Annotated in this window: 24 protein-coding genes; 6 read left to right on the forward strand and 18 right to left on the reverse strand. The window is 65.0% G+C overall.

Features of this window, described 5'->3' with window-relative positions:
* Positions 1–159: 159 nt before the first annotated feature.
* A complete protein-coding gene (locus CI15_RS04995; RefSeq protein ID WP_062124909.1) occupies positions 160–795 on the reverse strand; it encodes a LysE family translocator in 636 nt (211 codons plus the stop codon).
* A 109-nt stretch (positions 796–904) separates the two neighbouring features.
* Positions 905–1,774 (reverse strand): NAD(P)-dependent oxidoreductase, encoded by an 870-nt coding sequence (locus tag CI15_RS05000; RefSeq protein WP_062124911.1) that lies wholly within the window; start codon positions 1,772–1,774, stop codon positions 905–907.
* 92 nt (positions 1,775–1,866) lie between these two features.
* Here CI15_RS05000 and CI15_RS05005 point away from each other — a divergent pair, with 92 nt between their 5' ends.
* Both CI15_RS05005 and CI15_RS05010 read left to right on the forward strand, forming a co-directional pair.
* A complete protein-coding gene (locus CI15_RS05005; protein WP_062124913.1) occupies positions 1,867–2,625 on the forward strand; it encodes a Mut7-C RNAse domain-containing protein in 759 nt (252 codons plus the stop codon).
* Between the two features lie 53 nt (positions 2,626–2,678).
* A complete protein-coding gene (locus CI15_RS05010) occupies positions 2,679–2,957 on the forward strand; it encodes a hypothetical protein (RefSeq protein ID WP_062124915.1) in 279 nt (92 codons plus the stop codon).
* A gap of 148 nt (positions 2,958–3,105) precedes the next feature.
* Here CI15_RS05010 and CI15_RS05015 read toward each other — a convergent pair whose 3' ends face one another.
* Positions 3,106–3,315 (reverse strand): hypothetical protein, encoded by a 210-nt coding sequence (locus CI15_RS05015; RefSeq protein ID WP_062124917.1) that lies wholly within the window; start codon positions 3,313–3,315, stop codon positions 3,106–3,108.
* Between the two features lie 267 nt (positions 3,316–3,582).
* Positions 3,583–4,335 (reverse strand): IclR family transcriptional regulator domain-containing protein, encoded by a 753-nt coding sequence (locus CI15_RS05020; protein ID WP_018418696.1) that lies wholly within the window; start codon positions 4,333–4,335, stop codon positions 3,583–3,585.
* Between the two features lie 209 nt (positions 4,336–4,544).
* On the opposite strand from CI15_RS05020, the gene CI15_RS05025 reads away from it, so the two are divergent.
* The gene (locus CI15_RS05025) at positions 4,545–5,474 is read left to right on the forward strand and encodes a DMT family transporter (protein ID WP_062124919.1); all 930 of its coding nucleotides are present in this window, start codon (positions 4,545–4,547) and stop codon (positions 5,472–5,474) included.
* Positions 5,475–5,542: 68 nt separating this feature from the next.
* Here CI15_RS05025 and CI15_RS05030 read toward each other — a convergent pair whose 3' ends face one another.
* The 4 genes from CI15_RS05030 to CI15_RS36020 form a co-directional block, all read right to left on the reverse strand.
* On the reverse strand, positions 5,543–5,794 hold the full coding sequence (locus CI15_RS05030) for a hypothetical protein (RefSeq protein ID WP_062124921.1): 252 nt from the start codon (positions 5,792–5,794) through the stop codon (positions 5,543–5,545).
* A 779-nt stretch (positions 5,795–6,573) separates the two neighbouring features.
* Positions 6,574–7,413, reverse strand: a complete 840-nt coding sequence (locus CI15_RS05035) for a DUF2242 domain-containing protein (RefSeq protein WP_062126086.1) — start codon at positions 7,411–7,413, stop codon at positions 6,574–6,576.
* A 153-nt stretch (positions 7,414–7,566) separates the two neighbouring features.
* Positions 7,567–8,268, reverse strand: coding sequence for a lytic transglycosylase domain-containing protein (locus CI15_RS05040; RefSeq protein ID WP_062124923.1), 702 nt, complete (start codon positions 8,266–8,268; stop codon positions 7,567–7,569).
* 63 nt (positions 8,269–8,331) lie between these two features.
* Entirely contained in the window at positions 8,332–8,526 is a 195-nt protein-coding gene (locus tag CI15_RS36020) for a hypothetical protein (RefSeq protein ID WP_062124924.1), read from the reverse strand.
* 235 nt (positions 8,527–8,761) lie between these two features.
* On the opposite strand from CI15_RS36020, the gene CI15_RS05050 reads away from it, so the two are divergent.
* The gene (locus CI15_RS05050) at positions 8,762–9,022 is read left to right on the forward strand and encodes a DUF6723 family protein (protein ID WP_062124926.1); all 261 of its coding nucleotides are present in this window, start codon (positions 8,762–8,764) and stop codon (positions 9,020–9,022) included.
* Between the two features lie 52 nt (positions 9,023–9,074).
* Here CI15_RS05050 and CI15_RS05055 read toward each other — a convergent pair whose 3' ends face one another.
* The 6 genes from CI15_RS05055 to CI15_RS05080 all read right to left on the reverse strand — a co-directional run bounded on the left by CI15_RS05055 (position 9,075) and on the right by CI15_RS05080 (position 15,552).
* Entirely contained in the window at positions 9,075–9,674 is a 600-nt protein-coding gene (locus tag CI15_RS05055) for a rhomboid family intramembrane serine protease (protein WP_062124928.1), read from the reverse strand.
* A gap of 176 nt (positions 9,675–9,850) precedes the next feature.
* Positions 9,851–11,668 carry a glutamine--fructose-6-phosphate transaminase (isomerizing) gene (gene glmS, locus CI15_RS05060; RefSeq protein WP_062124930.1) on the reverse strand — a complete coding sequence of 606 codons (1,818 nt, stop codon included), beginning with the start codon at positions 11,666–11,668 and terminating at the stop codon, positions 9,851–9,853.
* A 59-nt stretch (positions 11,669–11,727) separates the two neighbouring features.
* Positions 11,728–13,089, reverse strand: a complete 1,362-nt coding sequence (gene glmU, locus CI15_RS05065) for a bifunctional UDP-N-acetylglucosamine diphosphorylase/glucosamine-1-phosphate N-acetyltransferase GlmU (protein ID WP_062124932.1) — start codon at positions 13,087–13,089, stop codon at positions 11,728–11,730.
* Positions 13,090–13,230: 141 nt separating this feature from the next.
* A complete protein-coding gene (ttcA, locus tag CI15_RS05070) occupies positions 13,231–14,232 on the reverse strand; it encodes a tRNA 2-thiocytidine(32) synthetase TtcA (protein WP_062124934.1) in 1,002 nt (333 codons plus the stop codon).
* A 3-nt stretch (positions 14,233–14,235) separates the two neighbouring features.
* A complete protein-coding gene (locus tag CI15_RS05075; RefSeq protein ID WP_062124935.1) occupies positions 14,236–14,631 on the reverse strand; it encodes a dihydroneopterin aldolase in 396 nt (131 codons plus the stop codon).
* 93 nt (positions 14,632–14,724) lie between these two features.
* Complete coding sequence (locus tag CI15_RS05080) at positions 14,725–15,552, reverse strand: SDR family oxidoreductase (protein ID WP_062124937.1); 828 nt, start codon at positions 15,550–15,552, stop codon at positions 14,725–14,727.
* A 13-nt stretch (positions 15,553–15,565) separates the two neighbouring features.
* Here CI15_RS05080 and CI15_RS05085 point away from each other — a divergent pair, with 13 nt between their 5' ends.
* Positions 15,566–16,768, forward strand: coding sequence for a class I SAM-dependent methyltransferase (locus CI15_RS05085; RefSeq protein WP_062124938.1), 1,203 nt, complete (start codon positions 15,566–15,568; stop codon positions 16,766–16,768).
* 31 nt (positions 16,769–16,799) lie between these two features.
* Positions 16,800–16,994, forward strand: a complete 195-nt coding sequence (locus tag CI15_RS05090) for a DUF2905 domain-containing protein (RefSeq protein WP_008919451.1) — start codon at positions 16,800–16,802, stop codon at positions 16,992–16,994.
* A gap of 31 nt (positions 16,995–17,025) precedes the next feature.
* Here CI15_RS05090 and CI15_RS05095 read toward each other — a convergent pair whose 3' ends face one another.
* From CI15_RS05095 to CI15_RS05110, 4 genes are all read right to left on the reverse strand, one after another.
* Positions 17,026–18,258 carry a multifunctional CCA addition/repair protein gene (locus CI15_RS05095; protein ID WP_062124940.1) on the reverse strand — a complete coding sequence of 411 codons (1,233 nt, stop codon included), beginning with the start codon at positions 18,256–18,258 and terminating at the stop codon, positions 17,026–17,028.
* On the reverse strand, positions 18,255–18,908 hold the full coding sequence (locus CI15_RS05100; RefSeq protein WP_062124942.1) for a glutathione S-transferase family protein: 654 nt from the start codon (positions 18,906–18,908) through the stop codon (positions 18,255–18,257). The genes CI15_RS05095 and CI15_RS05100 overlap by 4 nt, the downstream gene beginning before the upstream one ends.
* 29 nt (positions 18,909–18,937) lie before the next feature.
* The gene (locus tag CI15_RS05105) at positions 18,938–19,891 is read right to left on the reverse strand and encodes a complex I NDUFA9 subunit family protein (protein ID WP_062124944.1); all 954 of its coding nucleotides are present in this window, start codon (positions 19,889–19,891) and stop codon (positions 18,938–18,940) included.
* A gap of 94 nt (positions 19,892–19,985) precedes the next feature.
* Positions 19,986–21,953 (reverse strand): lytic transglycosylase domain-containing protein, encoded by a 1,968-nt coding sequence (locus tag CI15_RS05110; RefSeq protein ID WP_062124946.1) that lies wholly within the window; start codon positions 21,951–21,953, stop codon positions 19,986–19,988.
* Positions 21,954–22,008: the final 55 nt, after the last annotated feature.

Here is a 22,008-nt window from a genome sequence, read left to right on the forward strand (position 1 = left end):
AATCCATATCAGAGGAGACATGGAGGAGACAAGACGTACTATAGCAAACCGCTTGGTGCGTTGCAACATGCAAATTAGGGTTGACCCTCGATGTTGCGAACATACAACGGTCACATTTATACCGGCCAGTTTCCGCTTGTCTGTCCAGACGCGAGGTGCTTAGTGGCGCACCAGCGCCATCATCGCGCCGAAGCCGACGAACACGCCGCCCGTCAGGCGGTTGAACATCCGCGCGACGCTGCGGCTTTTCAGCTTCGCGCCGATGCGTGTGCCGAAACCCGCATACACCAGATACCAGCTGACCTCGATCGCCGCGAACGTCGCGACCAGCACGCCGAACTGCGGCAACTTCGGCTGCGTGGCATCGATGAACTGCGGCAGCAGCGCGGCCGCGAACAGGATCGCCTTCGGATTGCTGCTCGCGACCAGAAAGCCGTTGCGAAACAGCGCGAAGCGCGAACGCACGGGCTTGGCGCCCAGTTCGTCGACGTTTTGGGCGGCGGCTTCGTCGGCCGGTGCGCGCCATGCCTTGATGCCCAGATACACGAGGTAGGCTGCGCCGATCATGCGCAAAGCATTGAACATGGTCGGCCACGCCGCCAGAAACACGCCGAGCCCCGCCGCCGATACCGCCAGCATCAGCACCAGCGCCGACAAACAGCCGGCCATCGTCGCGCTCGCGCGGCGCAGGCCGTGCTGGGCGCCATGCGTCATCACGAGCAGCATGTTGGGACCGGGAATCGCGGAAACGACAAAAACGGTGGCGGCGAACAGCCACCAGGTATGCAGAGTCATCGAAATCGGGGAGAAAGGAAATCGGGCGGCTATTATGCCTTGCCGCCTCGCGGCACTCCACGTGGCCACGTGGTGTCGATCGCAGGCGCCCGGCGATCGACAGGCCTCGTCAACGGCCGGCGCGCCGCACCGCTACCTGACCCAGCACCGCGAAATCCTTCTCGCCGTCGCCGTGCGCGATCGCCTCGATCAGGCTGTCGCGCACCACGCTCGCGACCGGCATCGGCGTGTTTACCGCATCGGCGGCGGCGAGCGCGAGGCGCACGTCTTTCAGACCGAGGCGGGCCTTGAACAGCGCCGGTTCGAAGCGCTGCTCGGCGATCAGCTTGCCGTAACCCGAGTACACCGGCCCCTGGAACAGGCCGCTCGTGATCACGTCGAGGAAATCCTGCATCGCAAGACCGTGGCCCGTCACGAGCGCGGCCGCTTCGCCGAGCGTCTCGATCGCCGCGCCGAGCATGAAGTTCGCGGCCAGTTTGATCACGTTTGCCTGCTGCGGCAGCGAGCCGATGCGCCAGGTCTTCTGGCCGAGCGCGTCGAAAATCGGCTGGATCCGGTCGATCGATTCGGCCGGGCCGCCCGCGACGATCGTCAGCTTGCCCGCGGCCGCGACGTCCGGCCGCCCGAGCACCGGTGCGGCGACGTAGTGCACGCCCCGCGACGCGTGCGCGGTCGCCAGTTCCTCGGCGAGTGCCACGGAAATCGTCGCCATGTTCGCGTGGATCAGCCCGCGCGGCGCATGTTCGAGCAGCGACGCGGTGATGACTTCGCGCAGCGCGGCATCGTCGGCGAGCATCGAGAACACGGCGTCGCCCGCAAACGCTTCAGCCGGCGTCGCGACGATCTGCGCGCCCAGCGCGGCCAGCGGCTGCGCTTTTTCCGGCGAGCGGTTCCACACGCGCACCTGGTGCCCGGCTTTCAGAATGTTTGCAACCATCGCGGCGCCCATCTCGCCGAGACCGATAAAACCGATGTCCATCTATCGCTCCGTCTTCTAAAGAACCCGAAGTAAAGCACACTCATGCGACACGTGCAGGACAACACGCAACTGCGCGGTGCCATACTGCCGACATGGTCACCGCGACATTCCGCTTCTACGAGGAGCTGAACGACTTCATCGCCCGGCCGCTGCGCCGGCGCGCGTTCACCTGCGCGTGTGCGCGCGGCGCGACCACCAAACACATGATCGAAGTGCTCGGCGTGCCGCATACCGAGGTCGAGCTGATACTGCTGAATGGCGACTCGGTCGGTTTCGATCACCCGATCGCCGACGGCGACCGCGTCGCGGTGTATCCGAAATTCGAGGCGCTCGACATCCAGCCGCTGCTGCGCGTGCGCGAGCGGCCCTTGCGGGTGATGCGCTTCATCGCCGATGCGCATCTCGGCGGCCTCGCGCCGCTGCTGCGGCTCGCGGGCTTCGACACGCTGTACGACAACCATTATCCCGACGCCGATATCGAGGCGCTCGCCGCCGCGCAGCAGCGCATCGTGCTGACGCGCGACCGCGAGTTGCTCAAACGCCGCAACATCACGCACGGCTGCTACGTGCGCGCGCTGCGCCCGCGCGAGCAGCTGCGCGAAGTGTTCGAACGGCTCGATCTCGCGCGCAGTGCGCAACCGTTCCGGTTATGCCTCGTCTGCAACGCCCCGCTGCGGCGCATCGGGCGCGAGGAAGCCGGCCCGCGCGTGCCGCACGGCGTGCTGCAGCGGCATAGCCGTTTCGTCACGTGTGACGTGTGCAAACGCGTGTTCTGGGAAGGCACGCATTGGCAGAGGATGCGCGCGTTGATGGACAGCGTCGCCGCCGGCGAACCGGACCGCATCGGCTGAGCTCGCGCGCTTGCGTACAATGCGGGTTGATCTATTTGGCAGAGGCCTTTCCGATGGCGATGAAAAAAACCGACCTTGAAAAGAACAAGGCGCTGAAACTGGGCAACGCGATGAAGCAGGCGGCCGCGAGCCGCGCCGGCAAGGGCGCGGCGACCGAGCCGAAGCTCGACCGACGCGAGCAGCGCAAGCTCGATCAGGCGCAAGGCCTGGTCGCATTTGCGTGCAAGCTCAACAGCGACCTGGTGGAAGAGCTGAAAACGCGTGCCGCCGCGCATCCGGAAGGCCTGAACGGGCTGTTGGATGAAGTGATCCGACGCGGGCTCGCGGGCTGATTTTTTCGCGCGAAACCCGCCGCAAATGCAAAAAGGCCAGAGCGCGAGCTCTGGCCTTTTTGTTGGCAACGCATCGGCCGCAACTGGCTGCATCGACCGTAAGCGGCCCGGCGCAGCGGTACGGCGCGCCCGACTGGCGGGCGTCAGCTTAGTTTTGCGTGCCCTTGTCGTTCGTGCCAGCGGCCGAAGCTGCAGCGGAAACCGGAGCTTTCTTGCCGTGGGTCTTCAGCTGCTTGATGTGGTGCTTCTTCGGTGCGCTTGCAGCTGCCGCGGGAGCAGCATCCGATGCCTGCGCGAAAGCTTGAACGGAAACGAGCGCGATCGAAGCGGCTGCGAGCGAGACGATAACTTTTTTCATGTGTAGATCCCCAAACCAGACGACTGAGTCAATGTGAATGAATACAGCTGCACGGTAGAGCAGGCTGGACTTCGAGGCGCCTTACGCTCCCCGCGGGAGAGTATTACCCAAGCGTAGGCCGTTTGTCATGCGCAAAACTCGATATGTATTTTCTGAGAGACAGCCTTCTTTCAGTTTCATTTCATGGGTCCGGCAGGCCGTACCAGGGACACTACCGAGTCCAACTAAAGCCGGTCGCCGCGGCTTTCGCCGCTCGCTTCGACGCGCTCAAACCAGATTGCGCAGCAGGCTGGCGGTCTCCTGCAGCGCCGGCAAAACGCGATGCAGCGCGGCGTTCGCCGACTCTTCGCCGATCGGCATGCTGACGCTGATCGCGGCGACCACCGTACCGTGCCGGTCGCGCAACGGCACCGCGACGCCCCGCACCCCGATCTCGAGCTGCTGGTCGGTGACCACGTAGCCGTTGCGGCGGATTTCGCCGAGCACCTCTCGCAACCGCTCGACCGTCGAATAGGTGTACGGCGTAAAAACCTTGATCGGATACGACGCGAGCCACGGGTCGATGCTGTCGGGCGGCTGGAACGCGAGCAGCACGAGCCCCGCCGAGGACAACGGCGCCGGCGCACGCGAGCCGGTCACGAAACCGACCGCCATCGCGCGATTGACGCCGTTGCGCGCGACATAGACGACGTCGTGCTCGTCGAGGATCGCGACCAGCGCGGTTTCCTGCACCGTCGCGGTGATGCGCTGCAGGAACGGCTGCACCGTGCGTGGCAGGCGCGCCGAGTCGAGGTAGGACTGGCCGAGCCGCAGCACGCGCGGTGCGAGCCAGAACAGCTTGCCATCTGTGTCGACGTAGCCGAGTTCGCGAAGCGTCAGCAGATAGCGGCGCGCCGCCGTGCGCGACAGGCCGGCGCGCGCGGCGACCATCGTCGGCGTCATGCGCGCGTGCTCTTCGTCGAATGCTTCGATGATCGCGAGCGCCTTCGCGGCGCCGGCGATCCAGTCCTTGTCGTCCATTTCGCTTGCTCTTGAAGGAGCCGAATTTCACGGTCAGGTTGGCGATCTGCCTGACCACGGCGACCGGCGCAGCCGTTGCGCGATTATCGCGCGACTCGTGCGCCTTGCCTGCCCACTGCGCGAGGCCCGGTATCATGTGAGCGATTCCTTACCGGCTGGACACAGCGTGGCGCGCCGGCACGATCCACACAGCAAATCAGAAGAACACCTTGAATCCCGATACCCGCCAACACCTGCGCGCCAACCTGCTGATGCTGATCGCCGCGATGATCTGGGGCTCCGCGTTCGTCGCGCAGCGATTGAGCCTCGATACGATCGGCCCATTTCTGTTCACCGGCTTGCGCTTCCTGCTCGGCGCGCTCGTCGTGCTGACGATGATCGTCTGCGTGCGCCGCGGCGCGCTCGCCGAACTGACGAAGCGCGCACCGGGGGGCGCCCGCGAACTGCTCGGCGCGGGCGCGCTGCTCGGCGTCGTGCTGGCCGTGTCGATCTCGCTGCAGCAGATCGGCCTGCAATACACGAAGATCGCGAATGCGGGCTTCATCAGCTCGCTTTATGTGGTGATCGTGCCGCTACTCGGCGTGCTGTTTCGCCATCGGACCGGGCTCGGCACCTGGCTTGGCGCGCTGCTCGCGAGTGTTGGCATGTACTTCCTGAGCGTCGACGAACATTTCTCGATGTTGTACGGCGACTGGTACCAGCTCGCCGGGGCGCTGGTCATTTCCGCTCAGATGATGCTGGTCGGCCGCTTCGCGGCGCGCCACGACACGCTGATGCTCGCGCTCGTGCAGTTCGTGACCTGCGGGCTCGTGTGTCTGTCGATTGGCCTCGCCGTCGAGCCGGTCAGCGCCGCGGTGATCGCGCGCGCCGCGCCCACGATCGCGTACGGCGGGGCGTTGTCGGTGGGCATCGCGTATACGATCCAGGTGGTCGCGCAGCGCTACGCGGCGCCCTCGCACGCGGCGGTGATCTTCAGCATGGAAGGGGTGTTCGCGGCTTTCGCGGGCTGGCTCGTGCTCGGTGAAACGCTGACGACTCGTGCGTTGTTCGGCTGTGCGCTGATGCTTGCGGGATTGATTGTCTGTCAGCTATTGCCGGGCTGGCAGCGCGCTCGACAACGTGCGCCGCAGACGTCGTAAACAGGTTTGTTGAGGTTTGTTGCGAGGCGGACGAGTCGAGCGTCCGCCGGTCTCGCCCATTCGCCCTACTATGCCGCGCGCGGATGAGCGAACAGGCTCGGCTTGTCGGCGGTCGGCGGAAACACGCACCAGCAGCCGTCGTCGTGACGGAAGAAGAACAGACCGCGCCCACCCTCTTCCGATGAGGTCTCCACCCGCACATATCGCCGCCCGCCCGTGCGCGTGCGGCTGAACTCCGTTACGTGAACCGGCTCGGCAGCCGATGGCGCAAGCCACTTTTCGACCAGAAACCGTAAAGACTGCTCGCTCGCGGCTCTCATGATCTGCTCCGGAACAGCTTGTCCCGATACGCGTCGCGCGTGGACTCGGGGCTGTCGGCCTCCTCGGCGGCGAGGTTCTCGTCAGCCTCGACGGCCGCAAGCGCCATCACCCGATTGGTCGCGGCCGCGCGTAACGTACTGCAATGGGCCGCATGCCGAAGGTCCGAAAGAAGACGAACTAGCTGTCGTGCTGATCTGCGTTTCATACATCCCCCGCACTGCACCAGAAACCTCAGAAATCACTTTAACTCTATGCCGGATTGGTCGCTGGGCAAATGGTTTTGACGAAATAGCAACAGTTGCGTTTGCATAAAGAAGACACGCAATCTTCGTACCGCGTCTTCAATGTGCGCGTTCGGCAAGCGCAAGTCTGTGCGTTGGCGAGCGCTTCGCATCGCGCGAAGCGTTGGTGCGGACATGGCGGAAAGCGTTGTCCAGCGGCGCGGGTTATCCACAGCGACCTCTGGACAACTTCGGGATAGCGCGATGAACAGCCTGTGCGCCGAATCTTGATAAGAGGGGCGTCGGTTAACGAGTGTTGGAACTTATCCAACTTATGTAGTTTTTCTACCGACTTGTTCCGCAGGGTTATAGGTTTCGCATGACGTTGAAGCGGCGGAACATTTGGGAGTTATCCACAGAATCGGTTAACCCTTGTTAACTACTACTACATATGTATACGTATACGGTAAACACCATAAGGTGAAGATCACGGCTCGCTTGAATCACAGGCTGATCGGCTCGTGACCAGCCTCGATCCGAAAGCCGGCTCCCCGCTGTTATCGCGCGAGCGCCGTGCCGCTCGCGGGTTCGATCGCCGCAGCCTGGCCGATCGGGTCAATGGGTTCAGCGTTCGGCGACGGGGTCGTCAGTGGAACGGGTGCAGGCGCGGTTAACTGCACTGGATTGGGCATTGGCGGCGTCGTCAGAAACGGTGCAGTCGTTGTCGTTTGAACGGCGGCGGGAGTGGTGGCCAGCAGCGGTTGCGGCACCGGTTCGGGCGTCGTCACCTGGAGCGGCGTAGCGACCGGCATCGGCAATGCGCGTGTTTCAATCGAGCTACTCGTCACCGGCTGCGTGCGCACGACGGTCTGCAAATAATGATCGACGAGGCCGAAGAAGCGGTCGTAGAACTTGCCCGAGGGAATCGTCTCGCTCGAGATCTTCACCATCGCGTCGCTATTCGAGCGGATCGGCAGCGACAGCGAACCGAGCACGCTGAGTCCGACGCTCGCCGACGTATCGCTTTTCTTCAGCGCGAAGCCGTTTTGCACCGCGTTCACATAAACGATGCTGGTATCGGCCGCCTCTTCGCCCGGTGTGCAAACGACGTGAAATTCGACGACCAGATGCGAATCCGCGTTCGGCTGAAAATTCTTCGTGCCATCGACGGTATCGGGGCGCGACATCGTCGTCAGATAGCCTTGGCTCAACAGGGCTCGACGCGCGGCTTCGCAGCTATCGTTCGTACTCGAATTGAAATTGCGCGCGTACGGGCTTGCGCCAGTTTGAAACAGTTCCTGGGCGAATTGAGGTTTCGGCGTGCTGCTGTTGCATGCCGTGAGCGCGAGCAGGCCGAACACGGCCGCGGCGGTGGTGCGGGAAAAGGGGATCTGCATGATCGGGTGCAAGAAGCGCCTCGTGAGCGCGAATGGAAATGCATTGTAGAGCGCTCAGCGGCACGTGCGTAACTACCGCGGAACGCGCGACCGGCACCTTATTCCTGGCAGTGGATCCGGATGCAAACGGGAAAAGAAACCACGCGAGCGTGTCTAGTTCGACGCCGAGCGCGTCGGGCCCACTGTCGCGGCTGGAGACGCCCCAGACGCCCCAGACGCCCCAGACGCCGCAGCCGGCGATGCCGCGACAGCCCCGCTCGCCGCGGGCGCGGTGAGCATCGCCGGCACGCTGAACGCGTCGGCCCACTGGTTTGCGCCGACGCAACGATCGGCCTCGCACGGCGCAACCCGGCCATCGGCCCCGGACGCGCCATCAGCGGGTGGCGCAACCGCCACAAAATCCTCGACGCGCAAACTCACCTTCTGCGCATAAGCCTTCGAGCCGCCATAGCTTTTGAGCGCGGCGCTCAGATCGCCGTTGGCCGAGCGCATGTAGCCGTACAGAATCGCCGAGCCGGCTTCGATGTTCGCGCCCGGCTCGGTCAGGTCCTTCACGTTACGCAGCAGCCCGCGATGTGCCTGCGGCACGACCTGCATCAGCCCGGTCGCGCCATTAGCACCGCGGGCTTTTTCCTTGAAGCGGGATTCGATCGAGATGATGGCGAGCAGCAGCGCCGGAGGGAGGGAGTATTTGGAGGCGGCGGATTGCACCGCGTCGGAAATCTTTTGCGCCTTGTCCTTCGTCAGCCCGAACTTCTGCGTCAGATAGGCCGATATTCGATCGCCGTTTTCGTCGGCCGCTGCGGTTTGCGCGAGGCCGAGCGACAGCACGATCAGACAGAGTAACCGGCTCATGACGAACGATCGAAGAATGCGAAGATCGGCGCATTATAGCGCCGCTGTGCCCGCCGGCGTCGGTCATCCACAATTTTTGTCTTTTAAATCAAGGGCGACCGGAATTCTCGGTGGAAATCGGGCCTGCTTCGTCTTCGGATCGTAGCCGTCGGTCAGCGTCGCGAGGAACGCGGCGACATCGTCGATATCGTGCTCGGCCCGGACTGGACGCTCGAACGCTTTGCGCGTCAGCGGCTCGTCGGGCGTGTCGATGTTCACGCGGGATGAGCGCTGTTCAAGCCGGGCTGGTTGATATGACAGGATGCGCAATTGCCGCCGGCGGGGTCGTCGAACAGTTTCTTGCCGTGCAACCATTTTCAGTTAGTTGCATTTTTACTTGAGGTAGCTGTTGCGGGTGACCCGCTCAATTCAAGCTTCGCGCGGATTTGAGACAATGCGCGTCGGCCGACCTAACGTTGCGCGCCGCTTCAATGAACAACCGATGTTTTCAGCTATGAGCAAGATCGCGTTTATTCCCAGCGTCCCCGGCACGTCGGAGGACGACTTCGAGATTTCGGCGAGCGCGAAGATGGCCGGCTACCGCCGCTTCTTCGGCGTGTTGAAGGTGGTGCGCACGACCGACGGCCGCGTGCTGTTTCCGTTCGATGGCGCACCCGAACTGGGCCCGCACCCGAGCCGCCTCGAAGCGCTCGCGGCCGCGCAGGTGTACGGCGAACATATCGTCGCGAGCGATCTGGCGCGGCCAGAGTTGTAGGATTTCGTCGATTACCCGGCGATAGGCCGACGCGCGAATCGACGCGGGTCGCTCAGCGCACGCGCACCCGGCTTGCCGCCCCAGTCCCCGCACGCGCGGCGAGCACACCACCGAGCACGCCGCCGATATGGCTCTGCCACGACACATCCGGATAGATAGGCAGCACGCCGAACAGCAGGCTCAGACCGTAGCTGCTGACGACCACCAGGGCCACGAGAATCGACACGAGATTGCGCGTGTAATAGCCGCGCGCGACGAGATAGCCCGCATAGCCGAACACCAGCCCGCTCGCGCCGATATGCACCGAATACGACGCGCCGAACAGCCACGCGCAAAGACCCGCGCCGAGCATCGCACCGAAGGTCGCGCGCCAGAAGCCAGCGATGTCCGGCCACGTACACAGCCAACCAAGTACGATAAGCCCGCTCGTGTTGGCGGCGATGTGCCCGACGCTCGCATGCAGCCACGGGGCGAACAGGATGCCTTGCAGGCCGCCGAGCGAACGCGGCACGACACCGTGCTCTTGAAGATGCAGGAACGGCAACGCCACCGACAGAAAGAATACCGCCCACATCGACCCGACGAACAACGCGATCAGGACGATTCGCGACTTCAGCTTTGCGCTTAGCGTGTTGGGGGATGAGGTATTCATAGTGACGAGGCCACGGGGATGTCGACAGAGGGTAGTCGATGTGGCGTCGTCACGTCGAGGCATCGTGGATCAACAGATGCCGATTGAAGCAGTGGATGTTTCGTCAGCCGCAGCGCATGGCGGTGCGGCTGATTGCGCCTGAGCCTTTGACCCAGTTTGCCGTCAAGCCGTCTTCGTCACTCCACCGTCACCGACTTCGCCAGGTTACGCGGCTTATCCACATCCGTGCCACGCGCACAAGCGGTGTGATACGCGAGCAACTGCAGCGGCACGACGTGCAGGATCGGCGACAGCAAGCCATAGTGCTCCGGCATCCGGATCACATGCAGCCCTTCGCCGTTGACGATCTTCGTATCCGTATCGGCAAACACATACAGCTCGCCGCCACGCGCGCGCACTTCCTGCATGTTCGACTTCAGCTTTTCGAGCAGCGCGTCGTTCGGCGCGACCGTCACCACCGGCATCGCTTCGGTCACGAGCGCGAGCGGCCCGTGCTTCAGCTCGCCAGCCGGATACGCCTCGGCGTGGATATACGAAATCTCTTTGAGCTTCAGCGCGCCTTCGAGCGCGATCGGATAGTGCAGGCCGCGTCCGAGGAACAACGCATGTTCCTTGCGCGAAAACTCCTCCGACCACGCGATGATCTGCGGCTCCAGCGCGAGCACGCTATTGAGCGCGGCCGGCAGGTGGCGCAACTGCTTCAGATAACCGGCTTCCTGCTCGTCATTCAGGCGTCCGCGCAGCTTCGCAAGCGTTGCCGCGAGTGTGAACAACGCGACCAGCTGTGTCGTGAACGCCTTGGTCGACGCGACGCCGATCTCGCGTCCCGCGTGCGTGAGGAACGACAGCTCGGTCTGCCGCACCATCGCGCTCGTGCCGACGTTGCAGATCGCCAGCGTGTGCTTGTGGCCGAGCTCCTGCGCGTGCTTGAGCGCCGCGAGCGTGTCCGCGGTTTCGCCCGACTGCGAAATCACCACCACCAGCGACTTCGGATTCGGCACCGACTCGCGATAGCGATACTCGCTCGCGATCTCGACCTGAGTCGGAATCTTCGCGAGCGATTCGAGCCAGTACTTGGCGGTCAGCCCCGAGTAGTAGCTCGTGCCGCACGCGAGAATCAGCAGGCTGTCGATGTCCGCGAACACCTGGCCTGCGCCTTCGCCGAAGATCGACGCGTCGAACGCATCGGCCTGCGGAATCGTGTCGGTGATCGCGCGCGGCTGCTCGAAAATTTCCTTCTGCATGAAGTGGCGATACGGGCCGAGCTCGACCGCGCCGCCGTACGCCGCGACCTGACGCACCTCGCGTTGCGCGGCCTCGCCTTGGCGATCGACGATCCGCACGCCATCGAGCGACAGTTCACAGACGTCGCCTTCCTCGAGGAAGATGAAGCGCTCGGTGCTGCCCGCGAGCGCGAGCGCGTCCGAGGCGAGGAAGTTCTCGCCGTCGCCGAGTCCGACCACGAGCGGCGAGCCCTGGCGCGCGCCGACCACCGTGTGCGGCTGGTCCTTGTGCAGCACCGCGATCGCGTACGCGCCATGCAGTTGCGCGATGGCTTCGCGCACGGCCGCGAACAGATCGCCGCGATACAGGCTGTGGATCAGGTGCGCGATAACCTCGGTGTCGGTCTGCGAGACGAACTCGTAACCCTTGCCCCGCAGCATTTCGCGCAAGGTCTCATAGTTCTCGATGATGCCGTTGTGTACCAACGCGAGCGCATCGCGCGAGAAGATGGGATGGGCGTTGTCGGTGACCGGCGCGCCATGCGTGGCCCAGCGTGTATGCGCGATGCCCGTCACGCCTTCGAGGTGCCCATCGCGCACCTGGCCTTCGAGGTCGGCGACGCGCGCGACGCTGCGCGCGCGGCTCGGTCCGCGAGCGCCGAGTACGGCGACGCCGCACGAATCGTAGCCGCGATATTCGAGGCGCCGCAGTCCTTCGATCAGGACGGAAACGATATTACGTTGCGCAACCGCGCCGACAATGCCGCACATGGTGTATTCCTTTTCAGTGCCGGATTCAGTGAGCGCGCCTCGTGGGCGCGCCATCTCGATCAGCTTTTCTTTTTGACCGGGCGCACGTAGCCCGTCTTGCTCGTTTGAGTCTTGTCGTTCAACACCAGCGCGTCGGCGGCGACGTCTTTCCACACCGTGGTGCCGGCCGCGATCGTCGCGCCGCGCTGCACGCGCACCGGCGCGACCAGTTGCGTGTCCGAGCCGACGAACACGTCGTCCTCGATCACGGTGCGGAATTTGTTGGCGCCGTCGTAGTTGCAGGTGATCGTGCCCGCGCCGATATTCACGCGCGCGCCGATATCCGCGTCGCCGATATAGGTGAGGTGGTTGGCTTTCGAGCCATGACCGAGCACCGCGTTCTTGACCTCGACGAAGTTCCCTACATGAGACTCGTCTTGCAGCGACGCGCCTGTGCGCAAACGCGCATACGGACCGAGAACGACCTTCGCGCCCACTTCCGCACCATCGATGTGCGTGAACGCGTCGACGCGCGTGCCGGCACCGATGCTCGCGTTGCGGATCACGCAGTTCGGCCCGATGGTGACGTTATCGGCCAGCGTCACGCGGCCTTCGAACACGCAGTTCACGTCGATCGACACGTCGCGCCCGCATTCGAGCGTGCCGCGCACGTCGAGACGCGCCGGATCGGCGAGCGTCACGCCAGCGACGAGCAGCGCCTCGGCGACATTGCGCTGATGAATCCGTTCGAGCTCGGCAAGCTGTTGCTTGCTGTTCACGCCGAGCGTTTCCCAGTCGTCCTCGGGCTGCGTGGTGACGACTTCGAGCCCGGCTTCGATCGCCATCTCGACCGCGTCGGTCAGATAGAACTCGCCTTGCGCATTGTCGTTTTTCAGCGCCGCGAGCCAGCCGGCGAGGCGCCCGGTCGGCGCGACGATGATGCCGGTGTTGATCTCGGCGATCTGCAGTTGCTCGGGGCTCGCGTCCTTCTGTTCGACGATGCGCTGCACCTTGCCATGCTGATCGCGCACGATGCGGCCGTAACCGGACGGATCGTCGAGCGTGACGGTGAGCACGCCATAGCCGTCCTGGCCGGCGCGTTCGGTCAGCGTATGCAGCGTCTGCGCGCGCGTGAGCGGCACGTCGCCGTACAGCACGAGTGTGGGTAGCGTTGGATCGAGCAGCGGCAGCGCCTGCTGCACCGCGTGACCGGTGCCGAGCTGCTGCTCCTGCACCGCGAATTGAATGTCAGGCGCCGCGACGGCTTCACGCACGGCTTCGGCGCCATGGCCGATCACGACGATCAGACGCGCGGGCTTCAGCGCGCGAGCGGTGTCGATGACATGAGCGAGGAGCGGCCGGCCGGCCAGAGGATGGAGCACCTTGGGAAGCGCGGACCGCATGCGCTTGCCGGTACCTGCCGCCAAAATAACGATGTTCATGGCGTCGGCAAATAGACGAGTTTGGAGCGGACGATTCTATCATGCTGCACCTGCAAAAAAGGCCGCTGACGCGGCCTCGGCAGGGCTTGCACGCCGGCGGAAAACCGCCGGAATGCCCGTGGAACGGGCATTGTTTGCGGGTTACAGGTCGTCGAACTGGACCAGCGAGATGGTCTTCGCGCCGCCGAGCGGCGCGCCTTCGTCGCTGGTCGAACACGGCTCTTCGTCGAAGGCGATATCGCCTTGCGGATCGGCCTCGCCGGTCGCGCGCAGCCCCGCGAACGGAAACAGCTGATGATCCATCAGATGCGACGGCACCACGTTCGACAGCGCGTTGAACATGTTCTCGATACGGCCCGGGAAACGCTTCTCCCAGTCGCGGATCAGCGCCTTCATTTCCGCGCGCTTCAGGTTCGGTTGGCTACCGCACAGATTGCACGGAATAATCGGGAATTCGCGCAGTTCCGCGTACTTCTCCAGATCGGTTTCCTTCACGTAGGCGAGCGGCCGGATCACGATGTTCTTGCCGTCGTCCGATTGCAGCTTGGGCGGCATGCCTTTCAGCTTGCCGCCGTAGAACAGGTTCAAAAGCAGCGTCTGCAGGATGTCGTCGCGATGATGGCCGAGCGCGATCTTGGTCGCGCCGAGTTCGCCCGCGACGCGATACAGGATGCCGCGCCGCAGCCGCGAGCACAGCGAGCAGGTGGTCTTGCCCTCCGGCACGAGCCGCTTGACGATGCTGTAGGTGTCCTGGTTCTCGATGTGAAACGGGATGTCCAGTTGCTTCAGGTATTCGGGCAGCACGTGCTCGGGAAAGCCGGGCTGCTTCTGGTCGAGATTCACCGCGACGATGTCGAAATTGATCGGCGCGCGCTCGCGCAGCCGCATCAGGACGTCGAGCATCGCGTAACTATCCTTGCCGCCCGACAGGCACACCATCACCTTGTCGCCGTCCTCGATCATGTTGTAGTCGCCGATCGCCTGGCCGACCTGGCGCGCGAGGCGCTTGAACAGCTTGTTGTTCTCGTACGCTTCCTTCTGCTCGCGGCGCGTGAGCGGCGATTTCGTTGCGCGGGCGGCGCTCGCGGCTTCGGCGGCTTCCGCGGCTTCGTTGCCCTGGTTCAGCATTTCCGGTGCATTCATCGCTCAATCCTCCTTGATGCGGAAGACTTCGACACCGACCGCGTCGCAGTCCGGATACACGTCCGGCTTCTCGGTCGACACACGCGCGCCGCGCACCTGCGGGTGTTCGAGCATCGCGCGCACGAGGTCATCGCACAGCGTTTCCTGCAGATGGATATGGCCTTGCGAGACGCGCTTGGCGATCGTCGAGCGCATGAAGTCGTAGTCGACGACTTCGTTGAGCTTGTCGTGCACCGGCGTGGACATCGCGAGCGGCACGAACAGTTCGACGTTGATCACGACGCGCTGTTCGCCGCGCTTTTCGAAGTCGTGCACGCCGATATTGATGTGCACTTCGTAATTGCGCAGAAAGAGCCGGCGGCAATCGGCGAGCCGGGGGTGCGAAAGAGCGGCAAACATGTTCGTTCCAATCAAAAAGGCGTGCGCTTGCACGCAAAGGGGCACTTCACCACACGCGACGGCCGCCTCGGCGAGGCAAGCCGCGCGCGCGTGTCAGGCGCCCGTCAAAAACATCACGTCGCGCGGCAGGGGCACGAGATGCTGCCCGCCGTCGACCACCAGCGTCGTTCCGGTGACGCCGGCTGCATCCGCGAGATACAGCGCGGCGGCGACGATATCCTCGGGCCGCGACGCACGGCCAAGAGGCGTCATTCGGTGAGCGACCTCGAACCCGTCCTGGGTCTGGTCGCCCGATTGCATGGTCAGGCCGGGCGCGAGCCCGACCACCCGGACCTTCGGCGCGAGCGCCTGAGCGAGCGCGACCGTCGCGGTCTGCAGCGCCGCCTTCGACAGCGTGTACGACAGATAGTCCGGATTCATGTTGTAGAGCTTCTGGTCCAGCACATTGATGACGACGCCGCGTTGGCTTTCGTCGCGCAACGCGGCATCGGGCGTCGCGTCGAACAGCATGCGCGCGAGCACGAGCGGCGCGCCGACGTTCATCGCGGTCAGCTTCAGCAGCAGTTCGTAGCCGACGTCGCGCGCCGTGTCTTCCTCGAAGCGCGACGCGTTGTTCACGATACACGACGGCCGCCCGAGCGCCGCGGTGCAGTCCGGCAGCAGCCGCGCGACCTGCGCTTCGTCGCCGAGCTCGGCGTGCAGCGCGACCGCGCGACGGCCGAGCGCGACGATTTGCGCGACGACTTCGTCGGCCTCCTCGCGCGACGCGCCATAGTGCACGGCCACGTCCCAGCCGCGCGCGGCAAAGCCGAGCGCGAGCGCGCGTCCGATGCGGCGCGCGGCGCCGGTTACCAGCACGACGCGGGGCATGGCGGGCGGCAGTTCAGCCGCGCGGGCGGCGATGTCCGAAGAGACGGTCATTTACAATGCGGGGATGAATCCGAAAGCTCACCAACCCGATAGTTTACCTGCTCCCGGCCCGAGCGCGCTCGCGCAGTCCGACGCACTCGTCGCCGAGATCCGCGCGCAGCTCGACGCGGCCGGCGGCTGGTTGCCGTTCGACCGCTACATGGAGTGCGCGTTGTACGCTCCGGGGCTCGGCTACTACAGCGGTGGTGCGCGCAAATTCGGCCTGCGCGCCGACGACGGCAGCGACTTCGTCACCGCACCGGAACTGTCGCCCCTGTTCGCGGCGACGCTCGCGCGCCCGCTCGCCGAAGCATTGGAGGCGAGCGGCACGCGCGCGGTGATGGAGTTCGGCGCCGGCACCGGCAAGCTCGCCGCGGGGGTGCTCAATGCGCTCGACACGCTCGGCGCGGAATTCGAAAGCTATTCGATCGTCGATCTGTCGGGCGAGCTGCGCGAACGGCAGCGCGAAACGATCGCGGCGGCCGCGCCCGCGCTGCTAGCCAAAGTGCGCTGGCTCGACGCATTGCCGGAGCGTTTCGAAGGCGTGGTGATCGGCAACGAGGTGCTCGATGCGATGCCGGTGCGGCTCTTCGCGCATAGCGGCGGCGCCTGGCACGAGCGCGGCGTGGTGGTGCGCAACGGCGCATTCGCATTCGACGACCGGCCGGTCAAGGCCTCCGCGGATCTCGCGCTGCTCGAGGAAATCGATGCGACCCGCGAGAACGCCGGCGACGACTACGTGACCGAAACGCACGAAGCCGCGCGCGCCTTCACCCGCACCATCTGCACGATGCTCGCGCGCGGCGCGATCTTGCTGATCGACTACGGCTTTCCCCACCACGAGTACTACCACGGCCAGCGCGCGCAGGGCACGCTGATGTGTCACTACCGGCACCGCGCGCACGGCGACCCGTTCCTGTACCCCGGTCTGCAGGACATCACCGCGCACGTCGAATTCACCGGGATTGCCGAAGCGGGCGTCGAAACTGGCGCGGACCTGCTCGGCTTCACGTCGCAAGCGCGCTTCCTGCTGAACGCGGGCGTCACCGAGGTGCTCGGCGAAATCGATCCCGCCGACACCGCTCGCTTTCTGCCCGCGGCCAACGCGGTGCAGAAGCTGCTCTCCGAGGCGGAGATGGGCGAACTCTTCAAGGTGATCGCGTTTTCGCGCGGCCTCGACGACACGCTGCGCGCCTTTTCGAGCGGCGACCGCTCGCATACGCTGTGATGGTGAATCGGCTCTGGCTCAAGGACTCGCGATGATCCGCTGGCTTCTGACTACCTTCGTTGCCGTCGCGGTGCTGTCGTCGTGCTGGCCGTGGCTGAGGAAGCTCGGCATCGGCCGGATGCCCGGCGACGTGACCTTGCGCCTGTTCGGCCGCGAGTATCCGTTTCCGTTCATGTCGACGCTGGTGCTGTCGATATTGTTGTCGCTGCTCGCGCGGGCGTTGTAGGCGCCGCGCGCCACTTTTCACCCGCGCGGCTTCACGCCAGCGCCGCTTCTACCGCGCGCACCCGCTCCTCGTGCACGGCGTCCTTGATGCCGGCCGGCGCCTCGGCGAGCCGCTTCGCAACGGCCCCCGCATCGACTCCGCGCGCGGCGACCAGCGCCACCCTCAGCCGCTCCGCCTGCGGATAGTCGCGCGTCTCGAAGCCGAGCCGCCCACGCAAGTCGGATTCGCAGGCCTGCAACGCCTCGGCAAAGCGCGCCGGCTTCCGGATTGCATCGCTGCGCTCGATCAGGCGCACCAGCGCAGCCGCCCCCATCTCCATCACGCGATGAATATTGCCGTGCTCGCGCGCGACCAGCACCGCGAGATCGCGGCACTCGTTCGGCACGCGCAACCGCTCGCACAGCGGCTTGAGCAGATCGACGCTGCGCCCTTCGTGACCGATGTGCCGCGGCAGCACCTCCTCGGGCGTGGTCGCCTTGCCGAGGTCGTGCGTCAGCGCCGCGAAACGCACCGGCAGCGTGTAGCCCTGCTGCGCGGCATGGTCGATCACCATCATCACGTGCACACCGGTATCGACCTCGGGGTGGTAGTCGGCGCGCTGCGGCACGCCGAACAGTGCGTCGATCTCCGGCAGGATCCGCGCGAGTGCGCCGCATTCGCGCAGCACGTCGAACATGCGCGACGGCTTCTTCTCCATCAGTCCGCGTGACACTTCCTGCCACACGCGCTCGGCAACCAGCGCATCGGCTTCGCCTTCGGCGACCATCTCGCGCATCAGCGACATCGTTTCCGGCGCGACCGTGAAATCGACGAAACGCGCCGCGAACCGCGCGACACGCAGAATCCGCACCGGGTCTTCGAGGAACGCCGCGCTGACATGCCGAAACAACCGCGCCCGAAGATCGGCCTGGCCGCCGAACGGATCGATGACCGGGCCGGTCAGTTCGCCGTCCGGGCGCACCTCGCGCGCCATCGCGTTGATCGTCAGATCGCGGCGCGCGAGGTCCTCCTCGAGCGTCACGTCAGGTGCGTAGAAGAACTGGAAGCCGTGATAGCCGGCGGCCGTCTTGCGCTCGGTGCGCGCGAGCGCGTACTCCTCGTGGGTCTGCGGATGCAGGAACACCGGAAAGTCCTTGCCCACCGGCCGATAGCCCTGCGCGACCATCTGTTCGGGTGTCGCGCCCACCACCACGTAGTCGCGGTCCTGCACCGGCACGCCGAGCAGTTCGTCGCGGATCGCGCCGCCTACCGCGTAGATATTCATGGGCATTCGTCTTGATAGGCGATCGCGTGCGTTTCGCGGCGCGCGGCGTCGATCCACGCATTGACAGCGGGCAGCGCGGTAAGTCGCTCGACATAGGCAGCCGCGCTCTCCGACAACGCCGGCTTCCAGGTGTTGAAGCGCATCGCGACCGGCGCGTACATCGCGTCGGCAATGCAGAACTCGCCGAACAGGAACGGGCCGCCGTAGGTTTCGAGGCAATCGCCCCAGATCGTCCCGATTCGCGCGATATCGGCAAGCGCGCCCGGCGTCGCGTTCTTGCCCGGGAACGACGCGCGGATGTTCATCCACATGTTCGAGCGCAATTCGCCGAAGCCCGAATGCATCTCGGCGCTGACGCTGCGCGCGTGCGCGCGCGCCGCCGCGTCGCGCGGCCACAGCGCATGCTGCGGATAACGCTCGGCGAGCGTTTCGGCGATTGCGAGCGAGTCCCACACGGCCTGCCCCGCGTCGTCGATCAGGCACGGCACCTTGCCCGGTCCGCGCGGCGCCTGGGCGAAGACCTTCGCGTTCGTGTCCGGCTCGTTCAGCAGGATCAGCTCCTCGTCGAACGGGATGCCGAAGTGTGTGAGCAGCAGCCACGGACGCATCGACCATGACGAATAGTTCTTGTCACCAATCAGTAGTTTCATGCCTGTTATCAGGGAAAGGGGAATGGGTTTCAACGCCCGGCGCTGGCGCGGAAGGTGTCGAGCCGCGAACCCGTGGATGCGCCGGTCAGATAGGTCGGCACGATCGCTTCGATGCTGACCGGCTCGAGTTCAAGCTCGGGCGCGAGCGGTCCGCTCAGAATATTGGCGACTTTCATCGAGTCGAGATTGTCGCGCGAAATCACCGGTTCGCCGGGCGCCATTTCGAAGCTCAGCGCCTGCAGGCGCGCGAGCGGCTCGGGCAGACGGACGATGCGCGCATGCTTGCCGATCACGTCGCCGCAATAGGAGACCAGGTCTTCGAGCGTATAGACGGTCGGGCCGCCGAGCTCGTAAGTGCGGCCGCTGGCGCCATCGAGATCGACCACGTTGACGATCGCCTTCGCGACGTCGCCGGCATAGACCGGCTGGAACTGCGCGTCCGGCATCGCGAGCGGGATGACCGGAAACACGCGCTGCAGGAACGCGAACTTGTTCAGAAACGCGTCTTCGGGGCCGAACACGACGGACGGCCGGAAGATCGTCCACGCGACGCTCGCCGCATGCACGGCTTTCTCGCCGTCGCTCTTCGAGCGCGAGTACATGCTCGGGCCGTTCGGATCGGCGCCGAGCGCACTCAAATGGATCAGGCGATGCACGCCCTTGCCTTCGCAGGCGGCGACGATGCGCGTCGGCAATTCGACGTGGGCATGCGCGAACTCCGGTCCGTAGGGCTTGCCGCGTTTGCCGTTGAGGATGCCGACGAGGTTGATCACGCAATCCGCGCCTTCGACGAAGCGCGCGAGCTGGACCGGATCGAACACGTCGGTTTCGAGCACGTCGATCGGCAGCATGGTCAGGTGGCGCGCGTTGTAGCGTCGCCGCGTGGCGACGCGCACGTCCTTGCCCATCTCGACGAGCGCGTTGACGACGTAGCTGCCGATAAACCCGGATCCGCCGATGATGGCGATGGCTTGATGTCGCATTTTCGACTCCCTGATGGAAGCCGCGGCAACGGCTGGCGAGGCGCACCGCAACCTCGCGTCTGTTGACAGACCCGAGGTCACGGCGGCTAGGCGCTTACGGTGCGATGTAACCCAGGCGCGCCTTCAGCGATTGCGGACGGCCTTCGAACAATGCCGCGTAGTAGACCGTGTTGGACAGCACATTCTTTACGTAGTCGCGAGTTTCCTGGAACGGAATCGCCTCGGCGAAGATCGCGCCTTCGACCGGGCGCTGCAACGACTGCCGCCAGTTGCGCGGACGGCCCGGACCTGCGTTGTAGCCAGCGGTGGCCAGCACGGCGGACCCGTCGAACTGATTGTAGATCATCGCCAGGTAGTTGGTGCCGAGCAGGATGTTGGTGTTGATGTCGTTCATCTGCTCGCGCGATACCGGGCCCAGACCGATCTTCTTGGCGACCAGTTGCGCGGTGGCCGGCATCAGCTGCATCAGACCGCCGGCGCCGACATCCGAGCGCGCGTTGATGATGAAACGCGACTCCTGGCGGATCAGCCCGTACGCCCACTCGACGTCGAGCCCGCTCGACTGCGCGTCCTGCTCGACGATATCGCGGAACGGCGACAGGTAACGCAGCGAGAAATCGTGCTCGCTCTTCGTGCGATCCGCTGTGTTGACGGTGCGGTCGTACAGCTGGATGCGGCGCGCGTACTCCGCGGTGGCCAGCAGTTGCCGGTCGGTCATGGTGCGCAGCGGCCAGTTCCACTCGCGGTTGCCTTCGAGCCGCAGATTCAGCGCATAGAAACGCTGCGCGAGCTCGAAGCCCGGCGTCGCGCCCGCCTGCTGCACTTCGGCGTCGGTCACGGTGGTTTTTGGCGGCACGGTGATCTTCTGGCCGAGTTCTTCGAGCGCGAGCTGGCCGTAGAAGCTGAAGTTCGACGCGATCGACTGGAACTCCTGGCTGGCCGTGGCCGTGTCGCCGGCCTGCTTCAGTGCGCGCGCGTGCCAGTACACCCACGACGGCTGCTTGCGCAGCGACTCGGGCATCTGCTCGATCGACCAGCGCACCATGTTCCAGTCGCCGGCGAGCAGCGCGCTGCGGGTGCGCCATTCGTACGCGGGATTCGACAGCGGCGCGTTCGCCGACAGCCGGAACCAGTCCACCGCGCCCGGCATCTGCTTGAGCGCGCCCTGATAGCCGATGGTGCCCCAGCCGATCGCGCGCTCCGGCGAATTCAGCGACGGCGCGACCGACGCGAACGTCGCCGCGGCCATGGCCGGATCGTTGCGGGCCATGCGCGTGATGGCGAGCAGCGCCAGTTGATGCGATTGCGCGTCGGACCCGACGCCGCGCGCGAGCAACAGCGGCGGCGTATTGACCGCCTGGCCGAACAGCACCGGGTCGGGCGGCTGGTCGCCGAGCGCGTCGACGAGCTTGCTGCCGGTGCTCGTGTAGTTCTGCTCGTAGGAGAGACGAATCTGCTGCCAGATGTCGTCGGCGCTGAACTGGCGGTTCACGCCGAGCACCGTGATCAGATCGACGCAGCCGTCGCCGTACCATTTCGGATCGACGAGCAGCGCGCGCGCCGCGTCCGCGACGTTCTCGCCGCGCGACGCGCGCGATTCGAGCGCGTAGCACTTCACCTGGGTGTCGTCGTCGAGCACGAACTTCGCGTACTGCTGGTCGAAGTTGCGCCAGTCGTGGCGCGTGCCGAGCACGGTCAGATAGTCGTTGCGCATGCGATCGGCGATTGCCTGACCGTCGTACTTCTGCAGGAACGCGAGCACCGGCGCGTCGGGCGCGTCGACCCGCGCATGGCCGGTCGAATCGAACAGCTGCGGCTTGATCTGGAAATACTCCAGATACGAGGGCGCCGGGTAATCCGGGATCATGCTCGCGAGCTGGGCTGCGCGCGGCGCGTCGTTATTGCGCGCGGCTTCGCGAAGCTGGATGAAAATCTGATCGTCGTTCGTGAGCTGCGAGATCGGAAGGGGCTTGACGGCCGAGGCGGTACTGCAGGCAACGAGTGCCGCAGCGGCCAGCGCGATACCGGCCGCGCGATATACTCGAAAAAGGCGTTTTGACATCGTTGTTTCTGGAGCGCGAATTGGACCCAAGCATAGCATGCAACCCTGTCCCGAC

Source organism: Paraburkholderia monticola (genome assembly GCF_001580545.1).
Classification (GTDB): Bacteria; Pseudomonadota; Gammaproteobacteria; order Burkholderiales; family Burkholderiaceae; genus Paraburkholderia; species Paraburkholderia monticola.